We start from the raw sequence: 18,795 nt of genomic DNA on the forward strand, positions 1-18,795 counted from the left end.
GGCGGCCATCAGAACACCAGCCGGTAGCCGAGGAACCTCTTGGAATCGATCGGATCGTGACCGAGCTTTTCGCGCAGCTTCTTGCGCAGCTTCGAGATGTGGCTCTCGACCACGTTCTCCTCGACCTCGTCGTCGAAGATGCCGTAGATGGCGTTGAACACCTGCGTCTTGGTTACGCGCCGGCCGCGATTGCTGGCCAGATATTCCAGGATGCGCCGCTCGCGGCGCGGCAGCGGCAGCGGCTCGCCGTCGATCTCCGGATCCCGTCCGTCCATGAAAATGCGCATCGAGCCGACTTCGGTATAGGCGGTCTCCTCGTGGGCGCGGCGGCGGATGGCGGTGATGCGGGCGAGAATCTCGCGGATGTGCACCGGCTTGCGGACGACGTCGTCGACGCCGCTCTCGAAAAGCCGTAGCGTGTGTTCCAGCGAGTGGTGCTCGCTGAGCGCGATCACCGGCGCCCCGGTGCGGTCGCGGATCTGGCGCGGGGAGATGACGCCGTCGCGGCAGTCGCCAATGAGGAAGGCCCTGACCGATCTGAGGTCGGTGTCGGCGGCGGAGCTCACCCACTCGCCGAACTCGCCCGGCGCGAAGCCCGCGGTGGCGACGCCCTCGCGGTCGAAAAGTGAGCTATAGCCCTCAGTTACGAGCTCGCGCTCATCAACGATCACGATCATCGGCCCGCCCTCCGAATCATCTCATTTGCCCCGTGCGGAAAGGCGTACCCGGTGCGGTGAATCCTGGGAAACCGTCATTTCTTGTAGCTATTTTCTTGGGAGTTTTTTGGGAGCCGTAATAAAGGCGGTTGCAAGGGCACATCGGCGGCAGCAGCGGGGGGCGGGGAGATACCGGAGCCGCCGCGAAGCTCGACGGCGGTCGGCTCAAGGTCGCCATCGCAGCAACTATTGGTTGCAGAAGGTGCTGGCGTTCGGTGTCCATTTACCGAAGCCGGTGGCGACCATGTTGGCAATGACGCGGCAGACATAGACCTTCTGCGCCGGGTCGTTGTCGGGGCCGGCATGATAGCGGGCGACGGCCATCGACCAGGTCATATGGCGGGCATGGAGACTGGCCAGGAAGCGCGCCGCGTAGTCGACGTTCTGGTGCGGGTCGAGCATGTCCTCGACGCTCCGGAACTGCGCGCCGTGATAGCGGTGGTTGATCTGCATGCAGCCGAGATCAATCAGCGTCTTGCCCTCTCGGCGGGCATTCTCGAATGTCGCCAGCGCTTCCCCACGGCTGCGCGGGAAAACGGCTTTTCCCTCTATATTCAATGCGTTGGGCTGGAGGCTGCCTTTCTTCCCCGTCTCGGTCAGGCCGACCGCATAGAGGATTCCCGTCGGCACGCCATAGCGATCGGCGGCGCGCAGGATCTCCGGCTCGCAGGGATTGGAGGCGGCGCTCGCGGCGCCGGCCGCGGCCAGGCTAGATATAGATATCGTCGCCAGCGCGCTCGCGAAGAGGCGGAGCAGCGCGGCTGAATTCCTGTGCGCCATTGCCGTCGTTCCTTCCCGGTTGCCGATCGCCGGCGCTGCTGCCGCCCGAATTCCCGGGTTGGAATGAAGGCTGGTCGCGGCCCGTCGACATCGGCGGCGCGCTGTTCGCATCGACGCGGCCTGCTGAATGCGCCGCTATCGAGGGTTGTAAAATGGTGACCCGATCGACCTCGAAGCCAAGACCGCGGAGCGACTTGACGATGGCGTCGCTGTCGGCGGTCAGACGGCGGTATGCCTCATGCGTCTCCGGCTTCATCTCGATCGAAAGTTGCTCGCCCGAAAGACGCAGGCTGGCGATAACCATGCCGAGCTCCGACGGGTGGAGCTCGATCTTCAGGACATGTGTCGGAACGGCTACAGAATTGGCGGTTTGAGAGGCAAGCGAGGCGCTCGAGAAGGCCTCCCGGACGCCATTGTCCGAAGCGATCGCCTCAACCAGCGCAGATGCCGTCTGACTAATGGGACTTTGCGCCGGCGCCGGGAAGCTCTGCTGGCTGACCACATCCATGCGCCCGGCGGCAGAGGATGGCTTGATCGCAGCGATGGATTGCGCCGTTTGTGCGGTTTTCTGGGCGGCCGCCGGCCGCCTGCTTTGCGGCGCGGCGTCGGTCTCGGTTCCTTGCGCTCCGGGCAGGATGTCGTCCTTGCGGACCAATGAGTCCGCGGCCGGATCGGCGCTGGCCGGTTTCTGTCCGAAGTCCGGTCCGGATTTCTCCGTCGCCATCGTCGCGCGGCTGGATCGCGGCAACGGCTCGGCGCTTTCGGAGTTGTCGGCGAGCGCGCGTTTGCCCTGGCGGATCGTAAGCTGCGAAGAGGCGGACTGGCCAATCGAGGGCTGGAAACCTGCCTCCCCCTCGGCGGCGGATCCGCTGCGATCGGCATTTGTCGACGCGGCGAAATGGCGGATGTCGCTCAGCGCCATCAGCAGGGGCAGACGGTCCTGGAGCGGAACGGCATCGGACGATTGCGCCGACGCGTCGGCATCGTCCGCGGCCTTCACATGATCGGCGCCGGCGCTGTTCTTCGTTGCTTTTCCGGCTGCCGGCTTTTGCGCGGCCGTCTTGTGCTGCCCGTCCTGGTCAGGTTGTGCCTTGGGCGAACCGGCGAGAGCGCGCCGCGCCGCATGCGAATCGGAAGACACAGGCCCGGCCGATTGCTTGCCTTGCCGGGCCGAGTTTTCGGCGCCATGCACCATCTCGCCGAAATTCGCGCCATTCTCGTTCCCGCCGGCAGTGTGCTGACGTGGTTGGGTTTGGGCGGAGCCGGTTCCCGGCAATGCCTGACTGACACTGGTCATTTGGGGGGCGCTGGTCATTGGGCGCTGGTCATTTGGGAGCGGCTCCGAGCAATTGGTCAATCTGGTCGAGCTGGCGGCGCGCGCTGAGCATCGCAGCGTCGGTGGGATCTTGCGGATCAGGGCTTGCTGCGGCCGCCGGCGCGGACGCAGGCAGCACAGGTGGCGTTTCGGGCTGCGCCGGAGCGGAAGCCGGAGCTTCGGCCAGGGCCTGGGTCGTCGTGGGCGGGGTCGGCGGCGCGGGAGCAACTGCCGGCGCGTCCGCCGCCGGCTTGGCCGAGGCCGCGACCGCCGGCTGCTCGGTCATCGCGCCTTCCACCGGCGGCAAGGCTTCCGCGTCGGCCTGGCTCACAGGCTCGGTTTCGGCGGCGGGTTTCGCCGCATCATTCCTTGCCGGATCTCCAGCCTCAGTCTTGTCCTTGGCGGCCGACGGCACAGGAGCGACAACCTCGCCGGCAACGGCCTGCGCCGCATCGAGCAAGGCACGGTCGCTCTCCGAAAGCTTGCCGCGATCGATCTTGCCGAGCCTGGCGCGCACATCGTCGATCGTGGCCGACGTCACCGTGGAGAGGCTCGAATAGAGCACGGCGCGCGGGTCGTCCTGATTGCCTTTGCCGTCACGGCCCTGCTCGGCCCGCGCCGAGGCGAAGGCGGAGAGGTTGCTCAGTCCGTCGATCGCGGCGCGGCGCGCGATGCGCAGATAGATCACCTTCTCGCGCTCAGGGTCCATCATCGAGGTGATGTCGGCGAGCTTGTCCTGGCTGATCGACATGTGCAGTTGAATGACGCCGGAGACGAAGGAATCGGCGAACTGGCTGGCATAGGGGGAATAGAGGTAACCCGCGACATATTGCGTCGAGGCGAGCGCGAAGCGCGCGGCATCGCCCTGCGCCACCGCGAGGCCGACCGAACGGCGAAGCGCTGCCTCCTCGACCAGGGTGCCGGGGCTGAGCAGGCGGGCCTCGTCCAGCAATGTCAGCGCCGCCGCGGGCTCATCGGTCGCAAGCAGCGAGCCCTTGACCAGCGCCAGGAAGGCTCCGAGGTCGGCGGGCACGCTGATCGGGTCGATCGGCTTCAGGATTTCGATGGCGGCGGCCGGCCTGCCATTCAGGTAGGCGACGACCCCCTGGGCGATGGCAAGGCTCTGCGGGTCGGTCGTGGCGCGCGAAGCCGCCGCCTCGACGGTGGCGGGGTTGCCGCCGCTCATGCCGTAGACGAGCAGAGCGCGAAAATTCTTTGGTTCCTTGAAATCCTCGGCATCGGCGGCGCGAAGCCTGGCGTCGGTCATTTCGAGGAGCTTGGCCTGCATCGGCAGCGCCGCATGGTCGCCGCCGGCGATGCGGTCCTGGATCAGCTGCAGCGAACGCACCAGCTGATAGGGCTGCAAGCCATCATCCTGCGCGAAAGCCGCGACCGGCGACCCTGCAGCGAGCAGCAGCAACCCGACAGCGCGGCCGATGACGGTCCTGCCCCTCATCCGCCGGTCGCCATCAGGATCTCGATGCGGCGGTTCGCGGCGGCCAGCGGATCGGACGGGATCTTGGGCTGGCGGTCTGCGAAGCCGGCGACCTCGGTGATGCGGCCTTCGTCGACGCCGCCGCGAACCAGCATGTAGTAGGCTGAATGGGCGCGGGCGGTGGACAGCCGCCAGTTGTCGTAAGTGTCGCTGCGGAACGGCCGCGCGTCGGTGTGGCCGCCGATGGTGATGGTGCCCTTCTTCTCGTTGATGATGCGGCCGATCTTCTCCATCGCCAGCACCAGCTCGCGGTGCGGCACGGCCGAGCCGATCTCGAACATGCCGAAGTCGAGCTGATCGGTGATCGAGATGACGACGCCCTTGTCGGTGGCCTCGACGGAGACGCCGTCGGCCAGCTTTTCACCCGACGTGAAGGCTTTGGCCAGCTCCTGCTTGATTTCGGCGGCTGCCTTGAGAGCGGCACTGCTCGGCGCCTTTTCTCCCTTGTCCGAAGCTTGCTCCGGCTCCGCCTTCGCCATCTGGGCCTTTGCCGCTTCGGCCCGCGCGGTTCCCGGCTTCGCAGGGCCGGTCGCGCCGTCTGCCTTTCCGGCTTGGGCTTTCTCGCCCTTGATCGCGCTGCCTTCGGCGACTTTCGGGTCGACCGATCCGGCGGTCACCTTGGCACCGGGTTTTCCCGGTGTTGCCAACGGCTGGAGCGGCGCATCCAACCGCGGCGGCGCCGGCGGAACGGCCTTGACCTTCGGCACTTCGGTTTCTGCGGCCTTCTCGCCGGGCTTGGCCGGATCGCCTTGGATCTTCTTCCGTTCGGCGCTGGCTTCGGCGCCGGGCGTCGCCACCTGCTGCGACCAGAAATCCGGCGCGAATGGATCGCGATAGGATTCGCCGCCGGAGGCGCCGGTCGCCGGACCGGCGTTCTGAACGCCGCCTTCACCCTTGGCGCTGACATTCTGCATCACGCCGGTGTCGGTGGCGATCTCCGCAAGCACGGCATAGGGATCGGCAAACAGATGCTCGTCGGAAAGGTCCGACTTTTGCGAGGCCTCCTTCGTCTGCCTGCGGTCGGAGGAGCCGGCGCCGCCCTTGCCGTCCTCGCCGGCCTTGCTGGCGCCATCCTGCGGATTGTCGGCGGTGAGACCAACCTTGCTCGGGCCGTCGCCAAGATCTTCCAGTCCCTTGCGGCTGGAATTGCGGTCGATCAGCTCGACCGGGTTGAAGTAACTGGCGACCGCCGCCTTCGTCTGCTCGTTGGCGGCGTTGATCAGCCACATGACGAGAAAGAAGCACATCATGGCGGTCATGAAATCGGCAAAGGCTATCTTCCAGACGCCACCATGATGATCCTCGTCGTGGCCGTCGTGATTGCGCTTGACGATGATGATCTCGTGCCTGGGCTCACCGTGGTCGATGGCGGTCATGACAGGACCTCCGACAAGGAAGCCGACCATTCGGTGATACGCGTCTCGAAGACCGTTTCATCGATGGTCACGGTCAGGTCGAAGCCGGCGGCTTCGGTGAAATCGAGATTGGCCGCCCGGTCCCCAAGCGCTGCCTTCAGCGGCTCGAACAGCGACAGCGGCCCGCGCACCGCGATGCGCACGGCCTCGCTATCGGCAATCGCGGCGCTGATGGTGCGGGCAAGGGCATCGAGCGAGCGCTTCTGCAGATCGTCGCTGACGATCCCGCCGATGATGCGGGCAATCGTGACGCCGGCAAGCTCGGCAACGCGCGCCTCCATGGCGTCGATGCGCGTCCTGACCGCCGCGCCGAGATCGCCTCCGAAGCTTTCCAGGAACGCTTTCGCCGCATCGTCATGGGCCTGGCGTTCGGCCTCGAGCGCCGCCTCGTGGGCGGCCGCGAGCCGCGCCTCGAGTGCTGCTTCCGCATCGGCCACCGCCTCGGCGATCAGCGCACCGATGTCGGCCTGCGGCGGGGATGCCTCCGGCATGCGCTCGATGTCAGGCGACGCCGGTGCCTGGCCGGCGCGCGGGGCGCGCGAACCGAAATCAGGCAGGAGATCGAAAAGGGCTCCCGAAGCCATGGCTTAACCCGCGGCTTCCGGGGCGGCCGCCCATTTGCGCAGAATTTGGGCGGTGCGTTCCTCATTGAAGTCGACCATACGTGCCAGCCGTTCCTGCGGCGCGGGCCTGATCTTCTGGCGCAGGTCGTCGAGCGGGGTGGTGCCCGGGCGGGCGCCCGACAGGGCGCCGATCGGCGTGTCGGCGGCGATCGCGGCCACCGGCGCGTCAGGCGTCGGCAGCGAGCGCTGGACATCGTCGAAGCTCGGGCCGGCGATGGGCGCGGGCTTCGCCGATGCCGTCAGCGCGGTCGCCATCGGCCGCAGGCCGAAGAAAGCGACGAGGAAGACGACGACGATGAAGGCGCCGGCGTTGATGAGGGTGCCTGTATAGGTGCCGATCGAGGCGAGGACGCCCGGCTGGTCGATCGGCTCGCCGTCCAGCCCGTCGATGAACTCGACCGCCGAGACGTCGATGATGTCACCGCGCTTATCGTCGAAGCCGGTGGCCGACGCCACCATCTTCTGGATATCGGCGACGCGCTTGGCGATCTGCTCCGGCGTTGCGTCCTTGCCGAGAATGGTCTTGAGCCGACCTTGGTTGACGACGACGGCGATCGACATCTTGGTCACCGAATAGCCGTTGGAGACGGTGGCGATCTTCTTGGAGTTGATCTCGTAATTGGTGATCTCTTCCTTGCGGTCGTTCTGCGAGGTGGACTGAGGTCCTTCGGTCGTGGTCGTTTGCGTCTCGGGCAGGTTCTGCTCGACGCTGGTCGGGGTCGAGGCCTGCTTCTGGTTGCTGGCCTCGTTGGTGCGCACCGACTGCACCGAACGCTCGACGCGGGATTCGGGATCGAAGATGGTTTCTTCGGTCTGGCGGGTGTCGGTGTTGACATCGGCCTTGACGCTGGCGCGGAAATTGTCGGGGCCGAGGTAAGGCGTCAGCGCGCGGCGAATGTTATCGCCGATCTGCGCCTCGACCGTCTGCTCGACGCCGAGCGTGCGGGCGGCGCTGGTGTTGGAGGTGTCGTCGCCGGCGGCGAGCAGGTTGCCGTTGGAATCGAGCACGGTGACCTTGTCGGCCGACAGGCCGGGAACCGCCGCGGCGACGAGGTGGCGGATCGACTGCGCGCTCTTCTCGGCATCGACGCCGGCATAGCGGATCACCACCGAGGCCGAAGGCTGCTGCTCGTCGCGGCGGAAATTGGCGCGCTCGGACATGACGATGTGGACGCGCGCCGCCTTGACGCCGGCGATCGACTGGATGGTGCGCGCGATCTCGCCTTCCAGCGCGCGCACGCGGGTGATCTGCTGCATGAAAGACGTCAGGCCGAGCGAGCCGACATTGTCGAACAGCTCGTAGCCGGCGTTGGCGCTGGTCGGCAGGCCTTTCTCGGCGAGCAGCATGCGCGCCTGCGCCGTGGTGCCGGCCGGCACCAGCACCGACGTCCCGTCGGCGCCGACATCGAAGCCGATGCCGGCTTCGCCCAGCACCAGGCCGATCTGGTTCACGTCCGAGCGGTCGAGCCCAACATAGAGCGTCTCGTAAGCCGGACGGTTGAGATAGACAGAGGCGACACCGATGACGGCCATGACCAGCGCGGCGATGCCGCCCATGAGAGCGAGACGCCTGACGCCGAAACCCCGGAGGTTCGCGATGAGGCTCTGGATCTGTTCCGGCACGATTCAACCGCTCCCAGCATGACTGTCCGCCGGAAGACTAGACCGCGAAGCTTGTGCGAGGATGATAGCGCGCGCCGCCAAGCACCACGCGGCACCCGGAAAGCACGGAAGCAGCAATCCGACGCGCAAGAAACAAGGCCGCGCCCAAGACGCGGCCCTGCGATGGAAGGGTCCCTGCTTCAGCCCGACTATCAGCTCTTGAACAGGGCCAGGATAGACTGCGAGTTGCCGTTGGCGATCGACAGCGCCTGGATGCCGAGCTGCTGCTGCACCTGGAGGGCCTGCAGGCGGGTCGATTCCTTGTTCATGTCGGCGTCGACCAGGGCGCCGACGCCCTTGTCGATCGAGTCCGAGAGGTTGGAGAGGAAGCTCTTCTGCGTGTCGATGCGCGACTTGGCGGCGCCGAGATAGGCAGCGCCCGTGGAGAGCTTGGCAAGCGCAGTTTCAACACTGGCAAGCGCGGTGTCGATATTGGCGTCGGAGACAGCGGCGGCGCTCGGATCGAAGAAGCCCGTGGCGAGCAGGCCGCCGACGATGCCGCCGGTGCCGGCGACGTCGAGAACCTGCGTGTCGGCGGACTTGACTGTGATGGTGTCGATGGAAACCGTCGTGCCGGTGCGGTTGTATGAAGCGACGATCTGCAGGTCGGAAGCGGTGGTGCCGTCGTTCCGCAGGAGATTGGAGCCTGCATAGCTGGCGTTGGTGACCGACGATTTGATCTGGTCCTGGATGGCCTTGATTTCGGTGGCGATCTTCTGCTGGTTGTCCTGGCTGGCGCCGCGGGCGGTGACCAGCTTGGTCTTGATCGCGTCGACCTGATCCTTGATTTGGGTGATGGCGGTGTAGGCGGTGTCGACCTTGCCGGCGCCGAGGCCGAGCGCGTCCTGGACGGCCGAGAGCGCCTGGTTGTCTGACCGCATCGAGGTGGCGATCGACCAGTAGGCGGCGTTGTCGGAAGCGGTGGCGACACGATAGCCGGTCGAGATGCGGCCCTGTGTGGTTTCAAGCGCCTTGTTGGTGGCGTTGAGGCTCTGCAGCGCGGTCAGCGCGGCGGCGTTGGTCATGATACTTGCCAAGATACACCCCTTCTCAAAGCCAGGCACGCCTCGCGCATGCCGGTCAACTCTCTGGCGGGGGCGTCATGCCTGTCGACCACCGGTCGGCCCGTCATAGCGATTGGTTAACCATAACTAGCGCGTCACGGTTAATGGCGCGTTAAAGCCTGCCTTAAAACCGCGATGCGGTCGTATTTCTTAAGGGAAGAGGCGCGCCTGCGAGGGCGGTGGCAACGAAAATCGGGCCGCGCTGATGGCGCGGCCCGATCCGGATGACTGAAGTTCGCTGGGTGATCAGCCGCGGAAGAGCGACAGGATCGACTGCGAGTTGCCGTTGGCGATCGACAGCGCCTGGATGCCGAGCTGCTGCTGGACCTGAAGGGCCTGCAGGCGGGTCGATTCCTTGTTCATGTCGGCGTCGACGAGGGAGCCGACGCCCTTGTCGATCGAGTCCGACAGGTTCGACAGGAAGCTCTTCTGGGTGTCGATGCGCGACTTGGCGGCGCCGAGCGAGGCGGCGCCGGTGGACAGCTTGCCGAGCGCGGTTTCAACGCTGCCGAGCGCGGTGTCGATGGCAGTATCCGCAACAGCAGCGGCGCTCGGATCGAAGAAGGTCGTGGCGAGCAGGCCGCCGACGATACCGCCCGTGCCGGCGACGTCGAGGACCTGCGTGTCGGCGGACTTGACGTTGATCGTGTCGATGGTGACGGTCGCGCCGGTGCGGTTGTAGGAAGCGACGATCTTCAGGTCGGAAGCCGCCGTGCCGTCATTCTGGAGCAGGTTCGAGCCGGCGAAGTTGGCGTTGGTGACCGACGACTTGATCTGCGCCTGGATGGCGTTGATTTCGGTCGCGATCTTCTGCTGGTCTTCCTTGCTGGCGCCGCGGGCGGTCACCAGCTTGGTCTTGATCAGGTCGACCTGGTCCTTGATGTCGTTGATGGCGGTGTAGGCGGTGTCGACCTTGCCGGCGCCGAGGCCGAGCGAGTCCTGAACGGCCGAGAGCGCCTTGTTGTCGGACTTCATCGACGTGGCGATCGACCAGTAAGCGGCGTTGTCGCTGGCCGTGGCGACACGGTAGCCGGTCGAAATGCGCGACTGGGTTATCTCGAGCTGCTTGTTGGTGTTGTTCAAGCTCTGCAGGGCTGTGAGCGCAGCAGAATTGGTCATGATACTGGACATGGCTACTCGTACCTTGTTTTTACGCGTGTTTTTTTGACATACCGGCTTGTCCGGTATGACGGTGCGGCATCATGCCAATGATCGCTGAGACCCGATCACCCGCCATCTGGGGGACTATGGCGGGCAACTTCCTACCAAACGGCTAAACTGGACGGTTAATCGAAAATATATTGGACGAAACTGGAGCGATGCATTTGCCGCGTCGCCGGCGGGACGGTCAGGTAAAGGACCGGACCAGGCTGCCGACCAGAAGGTTCCAGCCGTCGATCAACACGAAAAACAGGATCTTGAACGGCAGGGAAACCACCGTCGGCGGCAGCATCATCATACCCATCGCCATGGTGACGGTGGCGACGATGAGGTCGATCACCAGGAACGGCAGCACGATTAGAAAACCGATCTCGAAGCCGCGCCTGATCTCCGAGATCATGAAGGCGGGCACCAGAATGCGCAGGTCGACGGTCTCGCGCGAGACGGTCTGGCCGCGCTCGCGGGCGAGATCGGCAAAGAGGTCGAAATCCTTGTCGCGCACATTGTGCAGCATGAAGCCGCGGAACGGATCCGATATCTTCTCGAAGGCCTCTGTCTGGGTGATCTGATTGTCCATCAGCGGCTTGACGCCCGTGTTCCAGGCCTGGTCGAAGGTCGGCGCCATGACATAGAAGGTCATGAACAGCGACAGCGAGATCAGGATCAGGTTGGCGGGCGTCGACTGCAGGCCGATGCCGGCGCGCAGGATCGAGAAGGCGATGACGAAGCGGGTGAAGCTCGTCACCATGATCAGCAGGCCCGGAGCCACCGAAAGCACGGTGAGCAGGCCGAACATCTGGATGAGGTAGCCGACCGTGGTGCCGTCGGCCTTGCCGATGCCGCCGAGATCGAGCTGCTGGGCCGCGGCGATTGAGGTTGTGACGACGACGAGCGCCGTGGCGATGAGGAATTTTCTCATTCGAGCAGCATCGTCCTGATGAGAACCTGTTTGGCGTGGCCGCCGCTGCGCAGCGCCGCGCGCTCATCGAGATCGGCCTTGAGATGCTGGTAGCCGCTGGCGCCTTCGATCTGATGCATCTTCAGCGTGCGAACGTATGCGAGAAGGTCCTGATGGATCTGCTCGGTCATTTCCGGCGGCTGCGGCGCGTCATAGAGCACCGATGCCTCCAGTCTTATCCAGACTTCGCTGGGCGAGGCGAGATTGGTCGTAATCGGCGCCAGCTGAACCACGGCAGGTCCGGCAACCGGCTTGCCGGCGTCGACGGTTTTCTCCGGGCTGCCGGCGTTCTCCGGTGCGGCAGGAACCGGCGCCGGCGCCTCTCCCTGCTTGAGATAGCCGCCGGAAACCCAGCCCATGCCGACGGCTGCGCCCGTCATGACGAGGAGCGCGGCGAGTTGGATCACCAGGGAGGGTCCCCTCTTGGGCTGTGCCTGCTCGACATTTGCCACGACAGCGCTCTCCCCGACCTAGAAAGGAAGAACCTGGTCGAGGATCTGCTGGCCGTAGGCCGGCTGCTGGACCTCGCTCACGCGGCCGCGGCCGCCATAGGAGATACGTGCCTCGGCGATACGCTCGTAGGGGATCGTGTTTTCGGCGCCGATATCGGAGGGACGTACCATGCCGGCGATGGTGAGGACCCGAAGCTCGTAATTGACCCGCACTTCCTGCGAGCCCCTGATCATCAGATTGCCGTTGGGCAGCACTCCGGTGACGACGGCGGCGACGTTGAGCTCGAGATTTTCGGAGCGCTTGATCTCGCCGTCGGCGTTGGTCTCGGTGCTGGAGCTCAAGCCGGCATCGCCCTTGCCGCTGGTGCTCGCGTCCTCCCAGCCGAGGGCGATGTCATAGCCGAGCTTGCGCGCCGCGGTGCGGCTCCTGTCGTTCTGGTTCTTGAAATTGGCCTTGTCGTTGAGCTTGATGTTGACGGTCAGGATGTCGCCTTCCTGCAGCGCCCGCGGATCGGTGAAAAGCCGGCTCTGCCGATCGTCCCACAGCGAGAACTTCTTCACCGGCGGCGCCGGCGGTTCGGGATAGCTGTAGGGCGCAGCTCCGTCATTGCCGATGCCGGAACCGACCGGCGAGAGCGCAGGCTCCCGGCCGACCTCCTTGAGGTCGGTGCCGCAGCCGGACAGTGCCGTCGCCGCGACAAGGACGAGCAATTTCAACTTCATGACGGATCAACCCTTCGCGCCGCGCTGGCCATGATGCCGGTGAGCGCCGCCGCCGCCTTCTGGTCCATTTCGTTGAGGATGACGCCGGCCTTGCGCGCATCGAGCTTCATCAGGATGGCCGCCGCGAGCTCGGCATTGACCATCGCCAGGCGCTCGGCCGCGGCGTCGGGCTTCATGCCGGCATAGATCTTGACCACGCTGTCCTCGGCGCGCGCCAGGAACACCTCGCGGCGCTTCAGCCATTGCTCGTACTCGGCCCGCTTGTCCTCCAGCGCCTTCATGCGCTGGTCGATGCCGGCCTGGAGCTGCTTCAGCTCCTCGGCCTGCAAGGCGTAGCGGCGGTCGCGAGCCGCATCGGCGATGTTGGAGCAGAAGCGCTGGATCTCGCTTTCGTCCGGCGCCTTTTCGCGCGTGAGCTGGGCCGGCTGAGCCGGCGCCTGTCCGCCGGGCAGCACCTGGCGGACTTCATCCGCGCGGCTGGCGGTGCCGCCCGCCAGCGCAACGACTGCGGCAGCGGCGAGGAGGCTCATTCCAAGATGAAGTCTCTGGCCAGGATGAAGTCCCGGGCGACGATGCGTTCTTGAGGAGAAAAGCTCGATCATCGGCGTGCCTATTGGAGAACCAGGTCGGCCTGCAGGGCGCCGGCCGACTTGATGCCTTGCAGGATGGCGATGATGCCGTCTGGCTTCACGCCGAGACGGTTGAGACCGGAGACAAGCGTTTCGAGATCGGGGCCGTCGAGCACGGCAACGCGGGCGTCGGGCCGCGTTGCTTCGATGGCGGTGAAGGGTTCGACCGCGGTCTCGCCCCTGGAGAAGGGCTCCGGCTGGACCACTTTCGGCGCTTCGGTGATGCGCACGGTGAGCGTGCCGTGGCTGATCGCGACGCGCGAGATCTTGACGTTGTTGCCGATGACGATGGTGCCGGTGCGCTCATCGATGACGACGCGGGCAGGCGAATCCGACTCGACGACCAGGTTTTCGATCTCCGCGTAGAAGCGCGCGGCCGACACGTTCTTCGGCCGTCTGATCTGCACGGTGCGGGCATCGCGCTCGGCCGCGACGCGCACGCCGAAGCGCTGCGAGGTGTAATCGTTGATGGCGTCGGCGATGCGGATGGCGGTCGAGAAATCGGGGTTGCGCAATTGCAGCGTCAGCACGCCCTGGTCGTCGAACTCGGCGGGCACCGAGCGCTCGACGATGGCACCGTTCGGCACGCGGCCGGCGGTGGGCACGCCTTGCGTCAGCACCTCGGCCTGGCCCTTGGCGGTGAAACCGCCCACGATCACCGAGCCTTGCCCGACGGCGTAGATCTCGCCGTCCGCGGCTTTGAGCGGCGTCATCACCAGCGTGCCACCGGCAAGCGAGGCGGCATCGCCCATCGAGGAGACGTCGATATCGATGCGGGCGCCAGACTGGACGAAGGGCGGCATGTTGGCGGTGACGATGACGGCGGCGACGTTCTTGGCGCGGGCGCTGCCGCCTTCGGTGGCGATGCCGAGATTTTCCAGCATGGCGCGGATCGACTGTTCGGTGAAAGGCGAGTTGCGCAGGCTGTCGCCGGTTCCCGCGAGCCCGATGACCAGGCCGTAGCCGACGAGCTGGTTGTCGCGCGCGCTCTGCAGCTGGGCAATGTCCTTGATGCGGGCGGCGACCTGGCCGGGCGGCAGCGTGCTCGGTCCCGTCGAGACGCGGAACATGCGCGTCGTGGTGGCCGGATCGTATTCGGGGTCGTCGTAGGCGCCGCCATTCTTCAAGGCCAGCTCGCGCTTGGCCTTGGGCGTGAGCCCATCGGCGAATGCAGGCTGAAGACCGATCGCGGCGCTCAGCAGGAGGGCAAAGGCGCGCATCACGATGCGCTGATCCGAATGGTGCCGTCGGCCATCACCGTGCCGGAGATGATCTTGCCGCTGTCGACGTTGCGGATCTTGATGAGGTCGCCGGCAGCGCCCGGCTGCAGCGTGACGCTGGCTGCCGAGATGGTCAGCGCGCCGGCGGTGAAATACACCTGCACGGAAGCGCCCTGCTCGACCAGCCAGGCATCGCGGATGGCGGCCACCGGAATGTAGCGGCCGGGCAGAAGCGTGCGCTTGGCGACCTTGCCCTGGAGTTCTTCGGAATGCGTCGCCATGCCGTCCGGCTTGTGCTTGCCGGGCACAAGGGTCACCTGCTTGAGCGCGGCGAGCTCGATGGTCTCGCCGGGATAGATGACCCGGTTGGGGATCAGCACGGCCTCGCCGACCGCCTGATTGGCGGCGATCTGGTTGGCCGACTGCGTCTGGTTGGCCGATTCCTGCGCAAGAGCCGGCATGCCGACGGCCGCCAGCGCAAGGGCCAGCACGGCGCGGCGGAAAGCAGGGCAGGAGGCCGGCACAGCCATCGTCGGTTACCTGATGTTCTTGGAAACCACCGAGGCCATGTCGTCGGCGGCCTGGATGACCTTGGAGTTCATTTCATAGGCGCGCTGCGCCGAGATCAGCTCGGTGATTTCCTTGACCGGATCGACGTTGGAGGACTCCAGGTAGCCCTGCTCGATGGTGGCGAAGCCGGGATCGCCTGGAACGCCGACATTGGCCGGGCCGGAGGCCGCCGTCTCCTGGAACAGATTGTCGCCGAGCGGCGCCAGGCCCGCCTCGTTGGCGAAATTGGCTATCTGGAGCTGGCCGAGAAGCTGGAGGTCGGTCTGGCCGTCGATACGGGCAAAGACCTGGCCCGTCTTGTTGACGATGACCTCGACCGCATTGGTCGGCACGGTGATCGCCGGAACGACGCTGGCGCCGTCGACCGTGACCAACTGGCCGGTGGCATTGGTGTTGAAGGCGCCGGCGCGCGAGTACAGCGTGCCGCCGTCGGCGCCCTCGATCTGGAACCAGCCGCGGCCGGTCAGCGCCAGGTCGAAGCTGTTGCCGGTGCTGGTCAGCTCGCCCTGCGTGTGGACGTTGCGTACGGCCGTAGTCTTAACGCCGAGGCCGATCGAGACGCCCTCGGGCACCAGCGAGGTGTTCGAGCGGTTGGGCACGCCTTGCGTGCGGTCGACCTGATAGAGCAGGTCCGAGAATTCGGCCCGCGCCCGCTTGTAGCCGGTGGTGTTGATGTTGGCGATGTTGTTGGCGATGACTTCCAGATTGGTCTGCTGGGCATTCATGCCGGTGGCGGCGATGGCAAGGGCTTTCATGACGCGGTCCTAAATACTCAAGCGACTGATTTCGAGGTAGGCCGAGACGACCTTGTCGCGGATGGCGATGGTCGTCTGCAGGGCCTGCTGGGCGCTGAGCACCGCATCGACCACCTGGCGGGTATCGGCATCGCCTTTGAGCGCCTGGATCGACATCTGCTCCGCGTTCTGCAGCGTGTTGACGGTCTTGGTCGCCGCCTGGCCGAGGGCCTCCGCGAAGCTGCTGCTGACGCTTTCGCTTGGCCGTGTCCCGATGCCACCCTGAAGCAGGCCTGGGGAGGCGGCGTCCGCGCCGTCGATTGCCGGTTTGAACTGTAGTGCCCCGATAGCGCCGATCATTGCTGGTTCCTCATCAGGTCGATGGTCATGGAAATCAGATCGCGAGCCTGCTTGACGACCTGCAGGTTGGCCTCATAGGAGCGGTTCGCCTCGCTCATGTCCGCCATTTCGACCAGCACGTTGACGTTGGGCATCTTCACGTAGCCTTTTTCGTCTGCGGCCTCGTTGCCGGGCTGGAACTCGATCGGGAAGTCCGACGGGTCGCGCGCGATCGAGCTCACCTCGACCAGCGAGCCACCGGATGCGCGGTCGAGCTCGGACTGGAAGCTGATCGTCTTGCGCCGATAGGGTTCGGCGCCTGGCGTGTCGCCCGTCGACTGCGCGTTGGCGAGGTTCTCCGACACCACGCGCAGGCGCTCCGACTGCGCGCCAAGGCCGGATGCTGCGACTTTGAGGGCTGCGGTCAGCGCGTCCATGGTCAGCTCTTCACCACCATCGTCATCATCGAATGGAAGGCCTTGACGATCGCCGTGTTGAGCTCGAAGGAGCGGCGCACTTCACCGGCCTTCATCAACTCGTCTTCGAGCACGACCGTGTTCTTCGACGGCATGATCGAGCCCGTGGCCTCCTCCGGCTTGACATTGAAGCCGGCATTGGTCGCCTCCGCGCCAAGATGGCCGGCCTCAGTGGCCTTCAACGTCACCGCGGTCCGGTCGAGAACCTTTTCGAACGGTTCGACGTCGTTTGCCGTGTAGCCCGGCGTGTTGGCGTTGGCGATGTTGGAGGCGATCGCCGACTGGCGCACGGCCAGCCATTGCGACTGCCGTGTGGCAAGGTCAAAGAGGTTGACGGGTTCCATGGGACTCTCCGGCGCGTACGCACAAGACTAGGCCGCCAGTCTTGCGCGGACCTTGCGCTGGACGAGCCCGCGGCCGCCACGGCACCGTCGTCACCTGGAAAGCTCGATCACCTTGTTGGCGTCGGTGACGACGACCCATTTCCCGCCGCGCTGCTCGATCGAGGCGACACGGCTGGAATCGGGCAGGACCGAGCCGCGCTGGACGATCCACAGACCGGTATCGTCCTCGATCATGGCGCGGCCATTGGCGACATGCACCATCTTGAATTCCGATGCGGCAGGGAAGGGCTGCTCGTCGAGCGTCGGCGCAGACGCCGGTTCGTCCTGCACCGTTCCGGTGGCAAGCAGGTCGATGTCGGCATTGGGAACGTCCCTGGCCGTCAGCGGTCCGCCGCGTTCGGCCGTGACGCCGCCGCCGTCGCGTCCGGAATTGCTGCCGCTGCCGCCGAACTTGATGGCCTGCACGCCGAACCGCTCCTGGTTGAGGAAGATGTACCAGGGAAACAGCGCGCAGATCAGCCCGAGCGTGATGCCGAGCGCGGCGACGACGAAATCGCTGCGCCGGTCCGCTTTCCTGTTGGTCAGGCGCGGGAATTGGGCCCGCGGCGGCTGCGGCCACTCCACCTTCGGGAACAGGCCGTTGATAGCCAAGTCGCGGCTGGCGTCGGCCTCCTCGGCGGCCTTGGCCTCGGCAATCATCTCGCGCAGCATGCGCTCGGTCTGCTGCAGATCAGTCTCCTTGATCGCCATTCTGCTTCCCCTTGAGATGGCGGGCGAGGTCGGCGAACGGATCGGCCGATGCGCGGTCCTTCGGCGACTGCGTGAGCGCTTCGTAGATCAGCGGCACCTGGCGCACGGCGACATCGAGCTCGGCGTCGGCGCCGCCCTGATAGGCGCCGAGCAGGCGGATATCGCGCGTGTCCTCGAAGCGCGCGATCATTGCCTTCAGCCTGGTCACCAGCATGCGCTGCTCGGCGCTCCAGGCCTTGTCGGCGAGACGCGAGATCGACGACAGTGGGTTGACCGGCGGGTAGCGCCCCTGCTCGGCGATCGTGCGGTCGAGCACGACATGGCCGTCGAGGATGCCGCGCACCGAATCGGCCACCGGGTCGTTATGGTCGTCGCCATCGACCAGCACCGAGATGATGGCGGTGATCGAGCCCCTGCCTTCAACCCCGGGGCCTTCCACGCCCGGTCCGGCCCTTTCGAGCAGCTTCGGCAGATCGGTGAAGACCGATGCCGGGTAGCCGCGCGCCACCGGCGACTCGCCGGTCCCTGTCGCCACCTCGCGCAGCGCATGGGCAAAGCGGGTGATCGAATCCAGCACCAGAAGCACGCGATGGCCCTGGTCGCGGAAATGCTCGGCCACGCGCATGGCGGTGTCGGGTGCGCGCCGGCGCATCATGGCGCTCTCGTCGCTGGTGGCGACGACGGCGACGGTCTTGGCCATGCTGTCGGCGCCGATCGTGTCCTCGAGGAATTCGCGCACCTCGCGGCCGCGCTCGCCGATCAGCGCCACGACGACGGTGTCGAAGGCCTCGGCGCCGGCGAGCATGGCAAGCAGCGTCGACTTGCCGACGCCGGAACCGGCGAAGATGCCGAGCCGCTGGCCGAAGCAGAGCGGGGTGAAGATGTCGATCACCCGCACCCCGGTCAGGACGCCGGTGCCGACCCGCTGGCGCGACAAGGCGCCGGGCGTCAGAGCGTCCGCGCCGTCGGCGGCATTCGGCCTGATCAGCGGCGGACCGCCGTCGATGACGCGGGTCAAGGCGTCTATGGCGCGCCCGCGCCAGGAGACGTGCGGCGCGACCGCGAGCGGACCGCGCCGGAACACGGCATCGCCGATGCCGGCATCGGCGCTGCGCTCGAACGGCGCGACCACGACCTCGTCGCGGCCTATTCTGACGATCTCGCCGCGGCGTGTGCCGGCCCTGCCGCGCTGCTCGACGATATCGCCGAGCCTGGCCATGCCGGAGAGGCCGCGCACCTTGTAGTGGGTGGGCGAGATCTCGACGACGCGGCCGCCGCGGCTCAGCAATGTTTCCGGGTTGTCGAACCGCCGCCAGACGCGTTCGAGCGCGACGAGTCGATCCATTGGAGAATCGGCAAGCCTCTCGGG

The 18,795-nt window shown here is 66.0% G+C and carries 21 protein-coding genes; all 21 read right to left on the reverse strand.

Features of this window, described 5'->3' with window-relative positions; all coding sequences use genetic code 11:
* Positions 1–8: 8 nt before the first annotated feature.
* The 21 genes from EH240_RS01260 to fliI all read right to left on the reverse strand — a co-directional run bounded on the left by EH240_RS01260 (position 9) and on the right by fliI (position 18,771).
* Positions 9–677 carry a response regulator transcription factor gene (locus EH240_RS01260; protein WP_124995594.1) on the reverse strand — a complete coding sequence of 223 codons (669 nt, stop codon included), beginning with the start codon at positions 675–677 and terminating at the stop codon, positions 9–11.
* Between the two features lie 225 nt (positions 678–902).
* The gene (locus EH240_RS01265; protein WP_124995595.1) at positions 903–1,496 is read right to left on the reverse strand and encodes a transglycosylase SLT domain-containing protein; all 594 of its coding nucleotides are present in this window, start codon (positions 1,494–1,496) and stop codon (positions 903–905) included.
* Positions 1,426–2,793, reverse strand: coding sequence for a flagellar hook-length control protein FliK (gene fliK / locus EH240_RS01270; protein ID WP_245435801.1), 1,368 nt, complete (start codon positions 2,791–2,793; stop codon positions 1,426–1,428). Before fliK ends, EH240_RS01265 begins: the two co-directional genes overlap by 71 nt.
* A gap of 28 nt (positions 2,794–2,821) precedes the next feature.
* Entirely contained in the window at positions 2,822–4,267 is a 1,446-nt protein-coding gene (locus EH240_RS01275; protein ID WP_124995596.1) for a chemotaxis protein MotC, read from the reverse strand.
* Entirely contained in the window at positions 4,264–5,682 is a 1,419-nt protein-coding gene (locus tag EH240_RS01280; RefSeq protein ID WP_124995597.1) for a MotB family protein, read from the reverse strand. Before EH240_RS01280 ends, EH240_RS01275 begins: the two co-directional genes overlap by 4 nt.
* Positions 5,679–6,305, reverse strand: a complete 627-nt coding sequence (locus EH240_RS01285) for a hypothetical protein (protein ID WP_124995598.1) — start codon at positions 6,303–6,305, stop codon at positions 5,679–5,681. Before EH240_RS01285 ends, EH240_RS01280 begins: the two co-directional genes overlap by 4 nt.
* A 3-nt stretch (positions 6,306–6,308) precedes the next feature.
* Positions 6,309–7,967, reverse strand: coding sequence for a flagellar basal-body MS-ring/collar protein FliF (gene fliF / locus EH240_RS01290; protein ID WP_124995599.1), 1,659 nt, complete (start codon positions 7,965–7,967; stop codon positions 6,309–6,311).
* A gap of 191 nt (positions 7,968–8,158) precedes the next feature.
* Positions 8,159–9,043: a flagellin N-terminal helical domain-containing protein gene (locus tag EH240_RS01295; protein WP_124995600.1), complete on the reverse strand. Its 885-nt coding sequence runs from the start codon at positions 9,041–9,043 to the stop codon at positions 8,159–8,161.
* A 273-nt stretch (positions 9,044–9,316) separates the two neighbouring features.
* Positions 9,317–10,201, reverse strand: coding sequence for a flagellin N-terminal helical domain-containing protein (locus EH240_RS01300; protein ID WP_124995601.1), 885 nt, complete (start codon positions 10,199–10,201; stop codon positions 9,317–9,319).
* A gap of 217 nt (positions 10,202–10,418) precedes the next feature.
* Positions 10,419–11,150 (reverse strand): flagellar type III secretion system pore protein FliP, encoded by a 732-nt coding sequence (fliP, locus tag EH240_RS01305; protein WP_124995602.1) that lies wholly within the window; start codon positions 11,148–11,150, stop codon positions 10,419–10,421.
* Positions 11,147–11,641, reverse strand: a complete 495-nt coding sequence (locus tag EH240_RS01310) for a flagellar basal body-associated FliL family protein (RefSeq protein ID WP_124995603.1) — start codon at positions 11,639–11,641, stop codon at positions 11,147–11,149. The genes fliP and EH240_RS01310 overlap by 4 nt, the downstream gene beginning before the upstream one ends.
* An 18-nt stretch (positions 11,642–11,659) precedes the next feature.
* The gene (gene flgH / locus EH240_RS01315; protein WP_124995604.1) at positions 11,660–12,364 is read right to left on the reverse strand and encodes a flagellar basal body L-ring protein FlgH; all 705 of its coding nucleotides are present in this window, start codon (positions 12,362–12,364) and stop codon (positions 11,660–11,662) included.
* Complete coding sequence (locus EH240_RS01320) at positions 12,361–12,894, reverse strand: MotE family protein (RefSeq protein WP_124995605.1); 534 nt, start codon at positions 12,892–12,894, stop codon at positions 12,361–12,363. The genes flgH and EH240_RS01320 overlap by 4 nt, the downstream gene beginning before the upstream one ends.
* Positions 12,895–12,974: 80 nt before the next feature.
* Entirely contained in the window at positions 12,975–14,216 is a 1,242-nt protein-coding gene (locus EH240_RS01325) for a flagellar basal body P-ring protein FlgI (protein ID WP_124995606.1), read from the reverse strand.
* Entirely contained in the window at positions 14,213–14,743 is a 531-nt protein-coding gene (gene flgA, locus EH240_RS01330) for a flagellar basal body P-ring formation chaperone FlgA (RefSeq protein WP_124995607.1), read from the reverse strand. The genes EH240_RS01325 and flgA overlap by 4 nt, the downstream gene beginning before the upstream one ends.
* Before the next feature lie 6 nt (positions 14,744–14,749).
* Positions 14,750–15,538 carry a flagellar basal-body rod protein FlgG gene (gene flgG / locus EH240_RS01335; RefSeq protein ID WP_124995608.1) on the reverse strand — a complete coding sequence of 263 codons (789 nt, stop codon included), beginning with the start codon at positions 15,536–15,538 and terminating at the stop codon, positions 14,750–14,752.
* A gap of 9 nt (positions 15,539–15,547) precedes the next feature.
* Positions 15,548–15,877: a flagellar hook-basal body complex protein FliE gene (gene fliE / locus EH240_RS01340; protein ID WP_124995609.1), complete on the reverse strand. Its 330-nt coding sequence runs from the start codon at positions 15,875–15,877 to the stop codon at positions 15,548–15,550.
* Positions 15,874–16,293 carry a flagellar basal body rod protein FlgC gene (gene flgC / locus EH240_RS01345; RefSeq protein ID WP_124995610.1) on the reverse strand — a complete coding sequence of 140 codons (420 nt, stop codon included), beginning with the start codon at positions 16,291–16,293 and terminating at the stop codon, positions 15,874–15,876. The genes fliE and flgC overlap by 4 nt, the downstream gene beginning before the upstream one ends.
* A gap of 2 nt (positions 16,294–16,295) precedes the next feature.
* A complete protein-coding gene (gene flgB, locus EH240_RS01350; RefSeq protein ID WP_124995611.1) occupies positions 16,296–16,676 on the reverse strand; it encodes a flagellar basal body rod protein FlgB in 381 nt (126 codons plus the stop codon).
* A gap of 90 nt (positions 16,677–16,766) precedes the next feature.
* The gene (locus EH240_RS01355; RefSeq protein WP_124995612.1) at positions 16,767–17,426 is read right to left on the reverse strand and encodes a hypothetical protein; all 660 of its coding nucleotides are present in this window, start codon (positions 17,424–17,426) and stop codon (positions 16,767–16,769) included.
* A complete protein-coding gene (gene fliI / locus EH240_RS01360) occupies positions 17,407–18,771 on the reverse strand; it encodes a flagellar protein export ATPase FliI (protein WP_425374760.1) in 1,365 nt (454 codons plus the stop codon). Before fliI ends, EH240_RS01355 begins: the two co-directional genes overlap by 20 nt.
* Between the last annotated feature and the right edge of the window lie 24 nt (positions 18,772–18,795).

Source organism: Mesorhizobium tamadayense, from assembly GCF_003863365.1.
GTDB lineage: Bacteria > Pseudomonadota > Alphaproteobacteria > Rhizobiales > Rhizobiaceae > Mesorhizobium > Mesorhizobium tamadayense.

Excerpts from the sequence above, each read along its gene's own strand:
- EH240_RS01260 (WP_124995594.1), bottom strand. The coding sequence starts at position 677 with ATGATCGTGATCGTTGATGAGCGCGAGCTCGTAACTGAGGGCTATAGC.
- EH240_RS01265 (WP_124995595.1), bottom strand. The coding sequence starts at position 1,496 with ATGGCGCACAGGAATTCAGCCGCGCTGCTCCGCCTCTTCGCGAGCGCG.
- fliK (WP_245435801.1), bottom strand. The coding sequence starts at position 2,793 with ATGACCAGTGTCAGTCAGGCATTGCCGGGAACCGGCTCCGCCCAAACC.
- EH240_RS01275 (WP_124995596.1), bottom strand. The coding sequence starts at position 4,267 with ATGAGGGGCAGGACCGTCATCGGCCGCGCTGTCGGGTTGCTGCTGCTC.
- EH240_RS01280 (WP_124995597.1), bottom strand. The coding sequence starts at position 5,682 with ATGACCGCCATCGACCACGGTGAGCCCAGGCACGAGATCATCATCGTC.
- EH240_RS01285 (WP_124995598.1), bottom strand. The coding sequence starts at position 6,305 with ATGGCTTCGGGAGCCCTTTTCGATCTCCTGCCTGATTTCGGTTCGCGC.
- EH240_RS01300 (WP_124995601.1), bottom strand. The coding sequence starts at position 10,201 with ATGTCCAGTATCATGACCAATTCTGCTGCGCTCACAGCCCTGCAGAGC.
- fliP (WP_124995602.1), bottom strand. The coding sequence starts at position 11,150 with ATGAGAAAATTCCTCATCGCCACGGCGCTCGTCGTCGTCACAACCTCA.
- flgH (WP_124995604.1), bottom strand. The coding sequence starts at position 12,364 with ATGAAGTTGAAATTGCTCGTCCTTGTCGCGGCGACGGCACTGTCCGGC.
- EH240_RS01320 (WP_124995605.1), bottom strand. The coding sequence starts at position 12,894 with ATGAGCCTCCTCGCCGCTGCCGCAGTCGTTGCGCTGGCGGGCGGCACC.
- flgA (WP_124995607.1), bottom strand. The coding sequence starts at position 14,743 with ATGGCTGTGCCGGCCTCCTGCCCTGCTTTCCGCCGCGCCGTGCTGGCC.
- flgG (WP_124995608.1), bottom strand. The coding sequence starts at position 15,538 with ATGAAAGCCCTTGCCATCGCCGCCACCGGCATGAATGCCCAGCAGACC.
- fliE (WP_124995609.1), bottom strand. The coding sequence starts at position 15,877 with ATGATCGGCGCTATCGGGGCACTACAGTTCAAACCGGCAATCGACGGC.
- flgC (WP_124995610.1), bottom strand. The coding sequence starts at position 16,293 with ATGGACGCGCTGACCGCAGCCCTCAAAGTCGCAGCATCCGGCCTTGGC.
- flgB (WP_124995611.1), bottom strand. The coding sequence starts at position 16,676 with ATGGAACCCGTCAACCTCTTTGACCTTGCCACACGGCAGTCGCAATGG.
- EH240_RS01355 (WP_124995612.1), bottom strand. The coding sequence starts at position 17,426 with ATGGCGATCAAGGAGACTGATCTGCAGCAGACCGAGCGCATGCTGCGC.
- fliI (WP_425374760.1), bottom strand. The coding sequence starts at position 18,771 with ATGGATCGACTCGTCGCGCTCGAACGCGTCTGGCGGCGGTTCGACAAC.